Origin of the sequence: Deefgea chitinilytica (assembly GCF_016881405.1) — a bacterium.
In the GTDB taxonomy this organism is placed as follows: Bacteria; Pseudomonadota; Gammaproteobacteria; order Burkholderiales; family Chitinibacteraceae; genus Deefgea; species Deefgea chitinilytica.
In genome coordinates, this window is record NZ_WOFE01000001.1 from 949,947 (window position 1) to 962,424 (window position 12,478).

Here is a 12,478-nt window from a genome sequence, read left to right on the forward strand (position 1 = left end):
ATGTTTTCAAAATTCTTTATTGAACGCCCAATTTTTGCCAGCGTTATCTCGATTATTATCGTGATACTTGGCTTGGCGGGGCTCAAATCTTTGCCCGTTGAGCAATACCCGGGCATTACGCCACCGGTTGTTTCAGTAACCGCCTTCTTTCCGGGGGCAACACCTGAAGTAATCGCACAGACCGTAGCAGCGCCGCTCGAACAGCAAATCAACGGTGTAGAAGACATGCTTTACGTGCAGTCTGGCTCCGCATCCAACGGCCAAATGACGATGAACGTTTATTTTGCCATCGGCACCGATCCAGATCAGGCCACGATTAATGTGAACAATCGCGTTTCAGCCGCGATGTCTCAACTTCCTGAAGAAGTAAAACGCCAAGGGGTTACGGTAAAAAAGAAATCGACCTCCATTCTTAACGTAATTGCCATCAATTCACCGAATGGCCGCTACGACACCACCTACCTATCTAACTACGCACTACTAAACATTGTCGATGAGCTCAAGCGCATTCCTGGCGTTGGCGATTTAACCATGTTCGGAGGCACGGATTACGCAATGCGCGTCTGGCTTCGTCCTGATCGCTTGGCTCAACTAGGCCTAACACCAAGTGATGTCATTAACGCTATCCGTGAACAAAACGCACAGTTTTCCGCCGGTAAAATTGGCGCACAACCCACTAAAGAGAAAATCGATTTTACCTACACCGTGAATGCCCAAGGTCGTTTGCATACTGTCGAGGAGTTTAACAACATCATTGTTCGCTCAACCCCTGAAGGCGCCAAGATTCGTCTTCGTGATGTGGCTCGAGTAGAAATTGGCGGTAAAGATTACGACATCAAAGCCAAAATCAATGGCAAAGCCGCAGTCGCCATGGGTATCTACCTGCAACCCGGTGCAAATGCGATTGGTGTTGCTGATGCAATTACTGCCAAAATGGAAGAGCTTAAAACACGCTTCCCGCAGGACATTGAGTACTCAATCCCATACGACACAACCACGTTTGTAAAAATTTCAATCGAAGAAGTTGTTCACACCCTGCTTGAAGCGATTGTTTTGGTTTTCTTGGTGGTTTATCTGTTCTTACAAAATTTCAGAGCAACACTGATTCCTTGTATCGCAGTACCTATTTCACTGATTGGTACTTTTGCGGGGATGCTGGCATTTGGCTTCTCGATTAACCTCTTAACTCTATTCGGTTTGGTACTCGCAATTGGTATTGTGGTTGACGATGCGATTGTGGTGCTTGAAAACGTTGAACGGATTATGAGCGAAACGAAGTGCTCAGCAAAAGACGCAGCAATCAAGGCGATGGAGGAAGTTTCCGGTCCTGTAGTAGCCATTGTGCTAGTGCTTTGCGCGGTATTCTTACCGGTCGCATTCATGGGCGGCATGACGGGGGTGATGTATCAACAATTTGCGGTGACCATTGCGATTTCGGTGATTATTTCCGGTATTGTCGCACTGACCTTAACGCCCGCTTTGTGCGCCATTTTGTTAAAACCAGGTCATCACGAACCCAATCGTTTTTTCAAAGCATTTAACCGCGGTTTCGATAAGCTAACCAATCGCTACGTTGGTGGCGTTGCTTTCCTCAATCGACGAGTTGGCATTGCGTTCATGATTTTTGGCGCCATTTTGGTATCCACAGTTCTTTTGCTTAAGCATGTTCCTTCTACACTAGTACCCGAAGAAGACCAAGGCTATCTATTAAGCGCAGTGATGTTGCCTGATGCCGCGTCATTAAATCGAACTGAAGTCACTAGTGATCAATTCGATAAAATGCTGATGGCCAACAAGAGCGTGGAAAATGTCGTGTCTTTTACTGGCTTCGATTTGTTGTCGGGCGCAGTGATTAGCAATAGCGGCATTTCTTTTGTCACACTCAAAGATTGGAAAGAGCGTCAGGGCAAAGGAGATAGTTCATACGACTTGGCTGGCACGTTCCAAGGCATGGCCTTTATGGGCCTTAAAGACGGCTTTGCGGCAACGTTCAACCCACCTCCAATCAGCGGCATGTCGACTACAGGTGGTATTGAAGGTTACTACCAAAATCGTGGCACGGGTTCAACCGCCGACTTTGCAAAAGCAGTCAATGCATTTGTTGAAGAGGCGAAAAAACGCCCAGAATTTGCGAGTGTTTCAACGACATTCCGCGCCAATATTCCACAGATTTACTTGGATCTTGACCGTGAAAAAGCCAAAGCACTGGGAGTTAACGTAAACCAAGTATTTGATGCAATGTCGGCAACGTTTGGTCAAATGTACGTCAACGACTTTAATCAGTTTGGCCGCACTTACCGTGTTCAATTGCAATCGGAAGCGGATTATCGCGCCAAACCGGAAGACATTCGTAATGTGTATGTGCGCTCAAACAATGGCTCGATGATTCCATTAACCAGTGTGGTCACAATTAAAAACTCCGTAGGACCAGAGTTTGTCGAGCGTTTCAACATCTTCCAAGCAGCAAAAATCATGGCCACTCCTGCTGCGGGCGTGAGCTCGGGTCAGGCGATTGCGGCACTGGAAGCCGTTGAAAAAGAAATGAACCTGAAAGACTACAAACTGCAATGGACAGGCTCAGCCTACCAAGAAAAAGCAGCGGGAAACTCCGCGGCACTGGCTTTCTTTTTGGGTATTTTGATGGTGTTCTTGATCTTGGCAGCTCAGTACGAACGCTGGAGTTTACCGTTTGCGGTGATTACTGCAGTACCGTTTGCGTTGTTTGGCGCTTTGCTTGCAGTTTTTGTGACAGGACTCACCAATAACGTGTACTTCCAAGTCGGCTTGATTACGCTGGTTGGTTTGGCAGCCAAAAACGCGATTTTGATTGTCGAGTTTGCCATTATGAAATACGAAGAAGGCGAAACACTGCTCGACTCGGCGCTAGATGCTGCTCGTCTACGTTTCCGTCCGATTGTCATGACTTCACTGGCCTTTATTCTCGGTTGTGTACCACTAGTATTGTCCAGTGGCGCAGGTTCCGGCAGCCGTTTTGCGCTGGGCGTTCCTGTGATTGGCGGGATGTTGGCCGCAACCTTTATTGCGATTTTCTTTATCCCATTATTCTTCCGCCTCATTATGAAAATGTCGGAAAAGAAAACTGAAACAAAAAATACACAAGGAGAGAACCATGCTTAAGACCGTTCTTTCACTCAGTGTTGCGTTAGTATTTACTGGCTGCGCGTTTACGCCTGACCAAACCTTACCGACTACGCAACTCCCAACGGCAGAAACTAAGGTCACCGTACAAAAAGATTGGTGGCAGTATTTTAACGACCCAATCTTGAACCAACTGGTCGATACGGCGCTCGCCAACAATCAAAATCTCGCTTTAGTCACGGCAAAAGTCGATGAATCGCGCGCTAAACTCGGCATTACCTCGGCTGAAGCGCTGCCTAGAATTGATCTAGGCGGTGGTGGTCGTCGTGCAGAGGTATCAAAAAATCAAACGGGTAAAGAGTCGCAAATCAGCAGCGACTACAAATTAGCAGCGCAAGCCTCGTGGGAAGTGGATTTATGGGGGCGTGTGCGTAATTCAACCGCAGCAGCCAAGCAAGATTTAATGGCGGTTCAATACAACCGAGATGCAGTTATTCTGACGCTAACCACCGAAGTGGTGCAAAGTTACTTTAATTTGCGGGCACTGGATGCGCAGCTTGAAATCACACAAAACACGGTTAAATCACGGATTGAATCAAACGAACTGCAGCAAAAACGCTTCAAGGGAGGCGTGACGTCGGAGCTTGATGTTAAACAATCCGAAGTGGAACTAGGTAATGCGCAAAGTAACATCCCCGATTTTCAAGAATCGATCGCACGACAAGAAAGTGCATTAAGCGTATTACTGGGGCAATCGCCACGGACACTGATGACTGAAAACATTGAGCGCGGCAAATCGATCTCTGACCTACAAGTCAATATGATGATCCCTGCCCAACTTAGCTCAGAGCTATTGCTGCAACGACCCGATATCGCACAAGCGGAAGCGAATTTACTTGCTGCCCGGGCGCGAATTCAAGTGGCAAGGGCGGCGTACTTCCCCCGCATTTCTTTAACTGGCGTACTTGGCGTACAAAGCGGCAACCTTGATAATTTATTCTCGGCTAACTCCAATATTTGGTCTTTTGCTGGCGATTTAGCGATGCCATTATTTAATAGCGGCTTAACCGCTGCTCAAGTGGATCAAGCGAAAGCGCAAGAGAAACAAGCGGTAGCACAATACCAAGAAACCATTCAAAAAGCCTTCGCCGAAACGCGCGCGTCCTTAATTGCCAACCAAACGATTCAAAAAAAGATCGATTATGAATTGGTACAAGTAAACGCATTGAAAGTACAACTCAGGCTCGCCACACTCCGCTATGACAATGGCTACTCAAGTTATCTAGAGGTGTTAGATGCACAAAGAAGTTTGTTTAACACCCAACTGAGCTTGGTGGCGGCACAAAGAAATCAACTCAAAGCACAGGTTGAATTCATCAAGTCAATTGGCGGTGGCTGGAATAAACCAGCAGTATAATTTGGCATAGCAGCGCCCTATTATTCGCACCTGACTGAACACTTTTAAAGCCCTGATTGATTCAGGGCTTTTTATTTTGATGTTACCAATGCCTGTGCGATTGACAGACTACGTTTTATTGTCCAATCTCATTCAGACATACAGCGACCCAATTGGTTCGTCCCATGCACTCTCAATCCAAGCCCTATCTTGGACATGTATTTCACTTTAGATATTGAAAATATTAGCTTTCTGAGATATACCCATTATCAAAGATCAAAAAATAGGCAAATTAATCGCTACAATCAAAGTCAAACAACGAGGAATGCAGCATGCAAAAAATGGTTGAAATTCAAGCGCGCGCCATCTCGCGCAAAGGGGGAGCGCAGGCCTTGCAAGATTTGCTACCCAGCGTACCGAGCGAAGATCAGTTTGCCGCGCTACCCGACCACCGGATTTTGGCAATGATGTGTAAAGCGATTAATCAGGCGAGTTTTAACTGGACAGTGATTAGCAATAAGTGGCCACAGTTTGAAGAGGCTTTTTTCGGTTTTGATATCGATAAACTCGCCATACTCTCCGCTGAGCAATGGGAAGCGTATTGCAGCGACACTCGTGTGGTACGACATTGGCCGAAGATTAAAGCGCTGATGGAAAACGTCAATTTTGTACGGGTGTATAGCCAAGAATATGGTAGTTTTGCTAGATTTTTGAATACATACCCTGCATCAAATCAAGTAGAGTTGTTGGCACTTCTAAAAAGCCACGGCAGCCGTTTGGGCGGGCAAACTGGGCAATGGCTGCTGCGTTACATCGGCAAAGATGCGTTTGTATTAACGCAAGATGTAGTACTAGCGCTACAGCTGGCGGGCTTAGACATTCCAGACCAACCAACAAGCAAGCGAGATTTAAACAAGATTCAGCAACTATTCAATGACTGGGCCGCAGAAACCGGACTCCCCTACACGCACCTGAGCAAAATTGCAGCCTACTCAGTGGGAGTCAATTATGAAAACCAATCAATTCAAGTTGAAAGCAGCAAATTTAAAGCTGTTTTGGCGTAAGCGCGAGCCACAACACGCTGATTAGATGGCGTTATGGCAAGCCCGCTTCATCATAAGGGTCTAACGAAGCTAAATTTGCATATCGCGTTTGTGCTGATATTGGTCTGAAACAAGACGAAAAGACATGACATAGCTTAGCTCTATCAGCATTTTTCATCGCAAATTCAGACCAAAATCGCTCCAGCGCGGTGGAAAACCCAAACGTCAACAGGCTCTGGCCATTTAATTGAAAAATCGACGCCACTCAGAGGCTTTCACCAGTTGCCGACAGTGATTACGATCTAGTTTGCGACCTAAATAACGGCCTCGATCATAGGCGATATCACGGGCGATAATCGCATCAACTTTGCGCTTAGACGACATATCATCGACTTCTTTAAAGGCGCGCAGACGTGCCATTTTATAGCGACCTTCACGGCCATCATCAATCTCAACACAGTATTTCATCGCACCAGCAAAAGCACCGATGCGATGAGCATCTTGCCGACTATCGGCCCAAGTTGGTGCCGCCATCACTAATAGCGCCGCGATCATAAATGCAGCGATTTGAAGCAACTTCATAGCTTAACTCCAATTTAACAAATATTAATTCCAGCGGTCTTTACGAATTTCGCGGCGAATTTCACGCTTGGCTTCGCGACGTTCGCTCCGCACTTCTCGCTGGGCCTTGCGTTTGGCTGCGCGGACTTCCCGAGCGCCTTCGCGAATCGCTTGCCCGCGCTCCCAAGCGTTGTCTGCTTGATAAAAATCACGGGCGGCTTCACGGCGTTCGGCGGCCACTTCGCGAGCACCATCGATTTTTGCTTGACTCACTTCACGCACACCGTCGCGATAAGCCTCACGCACCCCGGCGTAACTAGAGAAAGTTGCAGAGGCAATCATTGCTGCAACCAGTAATAAAAATAAACGAGACATGATGAACCCCAAAAAGCTGAGCCGTCAGGCAATGGAATTCATGTTAAGGAAGAAAGGAACAACAATGAACAGACTGTGCGATTTCGCACAGCGACTTGCAGGGCTTAAAATTCGTGAGGTAAAGTTTGTAAAATCTTGAACACACCACGCTCATCTTGCTCGATGTAGCCGCCATTGCGCAGTTGCGCCAACATACGGTTGACCATCTCCCGCGACAAACCAATCCGAGCGGCGAGCTCTTGCTGGCTAAGCATCAAGCCACTTTGCTGATACTCGTTACGAGCGCGACGATCCAGCTGAATCAAGAGGCGGCGCAAGCGATGGTAGCCATTGCTTTGCGCGAGCAAATTAATAGTATTGACTAGATGAAAAACACCCTGTGCCAGCTCGTTTGCTACAGCTTCCCATGCGGCGGGGTAATCTCGTAATGCGTCGACCAATGCCGCGCGCGGCAATTGTAAATAATGCGCATCGGCTTGAACCGTAAGCTGCACTTGTGCAGCTTCGCTAGTAAACAATGCGTGTAAACCGGCGACCGAGCCTGCCGACATGTGACCGTACAAAAAGGGGCGATGGCTGACTTCTCCATTCGAAGTAGCGACGACAATCCCAGATGAGATCAGCAATAAATCCGGTATCAACTGCCCCTCTTCCCACAGTACCGTTCCAGCCGGAGCGTCGTGTTCTACTCCTAAAGCCAACAACGCTTGGCGATTAGCCGCTGGAAAGGCGTGCAACAGCGGAAATAGCAAAGGCAACATTGGATCAATCGTTGACATCTTCTCGCTCACGCTTTGCTCACTCATGATTTTGCCGACCTAGCCATGGTGTTGACTAAACAAGAACATCACAAAACGAGTCGCCACATAGCTAATCACCAGCGTAGCGATGCCCAGCTCAATACGCGCCAAAACATCGATTTGCTGAATCATTTCGGCTGGGACTTTCCATTGCACAAAAATCGCTTCAACTTTATACAAAGCCGTCGCACCAATTGCCATTGGAAAAGTAAACGCAGCGTAGCCAGGTGAAAACGGCAGTCTTAATAAATGAATAAACGCACCATATACAATCAGCGTCATCGTGATTGCCAGACCCAACATAATAATCACTAACAAAGGATACGGCGTAATCGCCACTTTTAAATACGCAGCCAAGGTCAAGCTAGCAGGCGCTGCTAAAATAGCAATTGTTGGCTGCGCACCAACCGGAATCGACTCACGAAACATAATTCGATAAAACATCATCGGCATCATGACTGCATAACAAGCGAGCGCAAACGCCATGCACCCCCACGCAAGCAAATAGGTCGGGCTTCCCACGTCACCCGTCCATGCCACCGCAGCAACCGCAATGCCCACAGGCGGCACAAACCAACTAGGCACCATATGGTGTAATGAGAAATCTTGGCGGCGATAGCGAATAAATGCCACCAGAAAATACACATGTATCGCCACTGCAAGCAACCATAGCGCAGTACCAGCCGCCGCCCAATACTGCGCCACCCCATGGCTCACTACCATCAGCGCCATCGCAAACGTCGGCGCGACACTCCCCACCACAGGATGCTTCAAATCCGCTTTGAGGGTATCGGGATGTAAGGCCACGCGAGTGCAAAGTGCCAACAACAATAGCAGCGCTAAACTCGCGGTTACCGTTTCTATCCGCCCTTGCGCAGCAAAAGCCATATCCAAACACATTCCCAAGCCACCAATCCCTAAAGCTAAACCAGCAACGGGGGTTGGCAAACCGCGGATTTTTCCAATTAACGCACGTGGCATTAGCATGCTCCAGAAACAGATCTTTCGCCATCAGTTGCATTAGGCAACTTAATAAACCATGTACTAGCCCGCATATAACATCATCTACTTTTTATATATGATTTAATTATAAACAAGCGCACTCATAAACGCTCGGCATAAGTACCAGCCTAGAAACAAACCGATTGTTAACCATGATTTGTGTACCTGCATCGTCCAGCACACAAGATTCTGAATTTAATTTCATTCCGCCTCGCATTGCGGCATTCCCATTTAGCAGGTTCTTGGTAAAATTGACATTTGCCCACGCCAAAAGTCAATGTCATGAGCCGATTCTGGAGCCCTGTTGTCCACACCCTCACGCCCTATACACCGGGTGAGCAACCAAAGATCACCAATCTGATCAAACTCAATACCAACGAAAATCCATACGGCCCATCGCCCAAAGCGATTGCCGCGATGCAAGCTGCGGTGAATGATCATTTGCGGCTGTATCCGGATCCGAATGGCGACGTACTGAAAGACGCAGTGGCAGCATTTCACCAAGCTGATGGCATCACGCGTGCGAATGTGTTTGTCGGTAATAGCTCAGACGAAGTGCTGGCACACACTTTTCAAGCGCTACTTAAACACGACAAACCACTGCTGTTCCCCGACATCAGTTACAGCTTTTATCCCGTGTATTGCGGCCTGTACGGTATTGAATATCGTACCGTGCCATTGACTGCTGAATTTGAAATCAACACGGCAGACTACAGCGGCGGCGGCGCGATTATCTTCCCGAATCCCAACGCCCCAACGGGGATTTTGCTACCACTTGCGCACATCGAAACGCTGCTACAAACCTATCCAGACCAAATACTGGTCGTTGATGAAGCCTACGTTGATTTTGGCGGGGTCAGCGCAATTAGCTTAGTGAATCGTTACGACAATTTGCTCGTGGTGCAAACATTGTCAAAATCGCGCTCATTAGCGGGTGCACGTGTTGGTTTTGCCGTTGGCCATGCGGATTTAATTGCGGGCTTGGAACGCGTTAAAAATAGTTTTAATTCTTACCCACTTGATCGCGTTGCGCTGGCTGGTGCGGTAGCGGCAATCGAAGACACAGGGTATTTTAATCAAACCTGTGCAGCAATTAATGCGAGCCGAGATACCCTAAGCAAAGAATTGCGGCAATTGGGTTTTGACGTATTACCCTCACATGCCAATTTCGTTTTTGCACGTCATCCTGAACGGGATGCAGCACAACTCGCACAAGCATTGCGCGAACGCGCGATTCTAGTTCGCCATTTCAAATTGCCGCGGATTGAACAATTTTTGCGGATTTCGATTGGTACCGATGCGGAATGTGAGGCATTGGTGGCGGCGTTGACAGCTATTTTGCAATAAATCATCTGCATGATGCGAAGCCCTGTTTCGGCGGGGCTTTGTCAGCGCAAATCCAAATCTGCGCCCCAAAACCCTTTTTACGAGCAAAGCAACGATGAATAAAAATCGCTTAGAAGCATTCAGCGATGGCGTAATCGCCATTATTATCACCATCATGGTTTTGGAGCTCAAAATACCACACGGCGCTGAGTTTAGTGCCTTACGCCCTTTAATTCCGGTGTTTTTCAGCTATTTACTTAGCTTTACCTACGTCGGCATTTATTGGAACAACCACCATCACATGCTGCACGCCACACCCCACGTCACAGGGCGCGTGCTATGGGCAAATCTGCACTTTCTATTTTGGTTATCGCTATTCCCATTTGCTACCGCTTGGGCGGGGGAAAACCATTTCTCAGCAGCAACCATGGCCGTTTACGGGCTTGTGCTACTGATGGCTTCATTGGCGTATTGGTTATTGCAACAGGCGATTATCAGCACGGATTGTGCAAGTTCAAAACTACTCACTGCAGTTGGTCGCGATCGGAAAGGTAAAATTTCACCGTTGCTCTACGCCATCGGCATCGCGCTCTCTTTTTACACGCCGTGGCTGTCGGGGGTTTTATACGTCATTGTCGCGCTGATGTGGCTGGTGCCAGATCGGAGGATTGAAACCGTATTGGCACAAAAGTAAATACTATCGACTAGAGCCAAACAATTTCTTACTCGGCATTGATGATAAATCCAATATAAAATAAATAAATACATTTTTGGGCGAAAGTAACAATGGATTTACTCAACGAACTGAAGCAAAACGCCGAAGCGCTGCAACAAGATAATGCGGCAGTGCGTGAAAAAGATGCAAAAAATCTGCTGCTAATCCAAGCGCAAATGACACAAATTTTTGAATATTTCCGTAGTTTGGCCGAGCAGCTTCAAATTCTAAAACCACCTAGCCCACACACCTACCTTATTTTTGGCATTGGAGAATTTAGCCACGTTGCAATGAAGGATTGCATGACACGCGCACGCAGCTTTCAAGTTGAAGACAAAAATTATTATGAATACATTGAGTTTTCAATCAATTGGCTGGCTCGTTCACCGCTGCAAGCGAGTTACACTTCAAACAACGAAGTGAAATACCTCAAAGATCGGCTTTGGAATTTAGGCTGCAAGGTCGAAGAGAAATTGATTAAAAATTCAGATGGGAAGTTAGTCAAAACCATTGTTTCCATCCTACCCGAATTCCCTACTCGTCTTCGTTTTGAAAATGACTATAAATCTGGAACAATTCGCCTCAATATTCGTAATCTAAATAAATTTGAAGACGACTGGCAAGTGTTAACGCCCGAGCAATGCAGCACCGAATTATTCGAAGACTTGGCCAAAGAGCTTTTAGGCAAGCCAAATGAACTCGCAACAAGATTTACCCAACGCTAAAGTTTGACACCCACTACCCAACTTATTTCACCTTTATAGGCAAACCCGCCACTACTAATACAACTTCCTCAGCCTGCGCGGCGGCAAATTGCATAAAGCTGCCGTGTAGATCGACAAAATGGCGGCCCATTTGCGTTTCGGCGTGTAGGCTCCAACCGATTTCATTGCCAACTGCGATGACCGTTTGTGCCGTGGCCAAGACGAATTCCTCCCAACGAGCTTTCGCTTCAATCAGCGTTGCCGCTTTATCGTACTCGCAATCGGTGAAGAGATTAGTCAACCAGAGCGTAATGCAATCGAGCACGATCACGTCTCCAGCAAAACCATGCGCAGCCAGATCGGTTTCTTGCTCTAGATTCACCCAGCGCGAATCGCGCTGGGCTTGATGTTGGCGTATACGCTCGGCGAAATCATCATCCCACACGCGTGACGTCGCCAAATACGCAGGGCGATCTGAGAGCGCTAAAGCACGCTGCTCGGCGTAGCGACTTTTGCCGCTTTTTTGCGCCCCCGTAACTAAAATCAAACGCATATATACCTACCCACTGTGTTTAGATACAGGCATTTTTAAACCATGCTCAGCGTAATATACCCCCAGCAAAATCAGCGCGGCACCTAGTGCGCCAACGACGGTAATGCGCTCACCCAAGAGCAATACCGCAGTCAACATCGTAATCAATGGAATCAAATAGATATAATTACTGGCTTTCACGGCACCGATAATGCCCAGCGCTTTGTTCCACGCGACAAAGCAAAGTGCCGAGGCGACTACGCCCAAGAACAACATATTGCCGCCTTGTAGCGGATCAAGCCACAGCGCGAAGTCGACGCGATAGTTCATCCACCACGCGGCGGGCAGTAGCGTGACGATGCCGTAGAAAAACACTTGCCGTGTCAGATAAAGATAGCCATAACGCTGCCCTGCTCGCTTAAGCAATAAGCAATACACCGCCCATGCTGCGCCCGCCGACAGCGCCAAAATATCGCCGAGCGGATTAAGTTTCAAAATCACACTACCATTAAACATCACCAAGGCGACACCAAATAACGCAACCAGCGAACCAACAATCAAGCGCGGGCTAAGCTTTTCATCATGTGTGGTGAAATGCGCGAAAAACGCAGTGAGCAGCGGTGCGGACGACACCAACAAGCCAACACTAGAGGCTTGCGTGTATTGCAATGCGATGTTTTCGGTCAAGAAATACAAGGTGATACCAAATAGCCCTAAACCGCAAAAGAATAATTCTTCGCGCCATTGCGGCTTTTTGATCACCGGATGCAATAAAAATAAGAGGCCGTACGCTAAAACAAATCGATCGAGCGCGATTTCAACCGGAGTTCGCCATTGCAGCAGGATTTTGGTCGAGACAAACGTAATTCCCCACACCACAATACAAAACAGCACCATTAAATGGCCTTTCAATTCCGGCTTCATG

General features: G+C 47.6%; 12 protein-coding genes. 6 read left to right on the forward strand and 6 right to left on the reverse strand.

The genetic code is table 11. The features are described 5' to 3' along the window. The 3 genes from GM173_RS04270 (at position 1) to GM173_RS04280 (ending at position 5,559) form a co-directional block, all read left to right on the forward strand. Positions 1-3,138, forward strand: coding sequence for an efflux RND transporter permease subunit (locus tag GM173_RS04270; protein ID WP_203570072.1), 3,138 nt, complete (start codon positions 1-3; stop codon positions 3,136-3,138). Beyond that, positions 3,131-4,516 (forward strand): efflux transporter outer membrane subunit, encoded by a 1,386-nt coding sequence (locus GM173_RS04275; RefSeq protein WP_203570073.1) that lies wholly within the window; start codon positions 3,131-3,133, stop codon positions 4,514-4,516. Before GM173_RS04270 ends, GM173_RS04275 begins: the two co-directional genes overlap by 8 nt. A gap of 311 nt (positions 4,517-4,827) precedes the next feature. After that, on the forward strand, positions 4,828-5,559 hold the full coding sequence (locus tag GM173_RS04280) for a DNA-3-methyladenine glycosylase I (RefSeq protein ID WP_203570074.1): 732 nt from the start codon (positions 4,828-4,830) through the stop codon (positions 5,557-5,559). 222 nt (positions 5,560-5,781) lie between these two features. On the opposite strand, the gene GM173_RS04285 is transcribed toward GM173_RS04280, so the two are convergent. From GM173_RS04285 to GM173_RS04300, 4 genes are all read right to left on the reverse strand, one after another. Next, positions 5,782-6,120: a hypothetical protein gene (locus tag GM173_RS04285; RefSeq protein ID WP_203570075.1), complete on the reverse strand. Its 339-nt coding sequence runs from the start codon at positions 6,118-6,120 to the stop codon at positions 5,782-5,784. 24 nt (positions 6,121-6,144) lie between these two features. After that, positions 6,145-6,474, reverse strand: a complete 330-nt coding sequence (locus GM173_RS04290; RefSeq protein ID WP_203570076.1) for a hypothetical protein — start codon at positions 6,472-6,474, stop codon at positions 6,145-6,147. A 104-nt stretch (positions 6,475-6,578) separates the two neighbouring features. After that, entirely contained in the window at positions 6,579-7,280 is a 702-nt protein-coding gene (locus GM173_RS04295; RefSeq protein ID WP_203570077.1) for a Crp/Fnr family transcriptional regulator, read from the reverse strand. A 12-nt stretch (positions 7,281-7,292) separates the two neighbouring features. Then, positions 7,293-8,255, reverse strand: a complete 963-nt coding sequence (locus GM173_RS04300; RefSeq protein WP_239078236.1) for a TDT family transporter — start codon at positions 8,253-8,255, stop codon at positions 7,293-7,295. Between the two features lie 303 nt (positions 8,256-8,558). Here GM173_RS04300 and hisC point away from each other — a divergent pair, with 303 nt between their 5' ends. The 3 genes from hisC (at position 8,559) to GM173_RS04315 (ending at position 11,042) form a co-directional block, all read left to right on the forward strand. Further along, a complete protein-coding gene (gene hisC / locus GM173_RS04305) occupies positions 8,559-9,623 on the forward strand; it encodes a histidinol-phosphate transaminase (protein WP_203570079.1) in 1,065 nt (354 codons plus the stop codon). 94 nt (positions 9,624-9,717) lie between these two features. After that, a complete protein-coding gene (locus GM173_RS04310; protein ID WP_203570080.1) occupies positions 9,718-10,296 on the forward strand; it encodes a TMEM175 family protein in 579 nt (192 codons plus the stop codon). 92 nt (positions 10,297-10,388) lie between these two features. Further along, the gene (locus GM173_RS04315) at positions 10,389-11,042 is read left to right on the forward strand and encodes a hypothetical protein (protein ID WP_203570081.1); all 654 of its coding nucleotides are present in this window, start codon (positions 10,389-10,391) and stop codon (positions 11,040-11,042) included. A 22-nt stretch (positions 11,043-11,064) separates the two neighbouring features. On the opposite strand, the gene GM173_RS04320 is transcribed toward GM173_RS04315, so the two are convergent. Together GM173_RS04320 and GM173_RS04325 are read right to left on the reverse strand one after the other, a co-directional pair. Next, positions 11,065-11,574: a bifunctional adenosylcobinamide kinase/adenosylcobinamide-phosphate guanylyltransferase gene (locus GM173_RS04320; RefSeq protein ID WP_203570082.1), complete on the reverse strand. Its 510-nt coding sequence runs from the start codon at positions 11,572-11,574 to the stop codon at positions 11,065-11,067. Positions 11,575-11,580: 6 nt separating this feature from the next. Beyond that, positions 11,581-12,477, reverse strand: a complete 897-nt coding sequence (locus GM173_RS04325) for a DMT family transporter (protein WP_203570083.1) — start codon at positions 12,475-12,477, stop codon at positions 11,581-11,583. Between the last annotated feature and the right edge of the window lies 1 nt (position 12,478).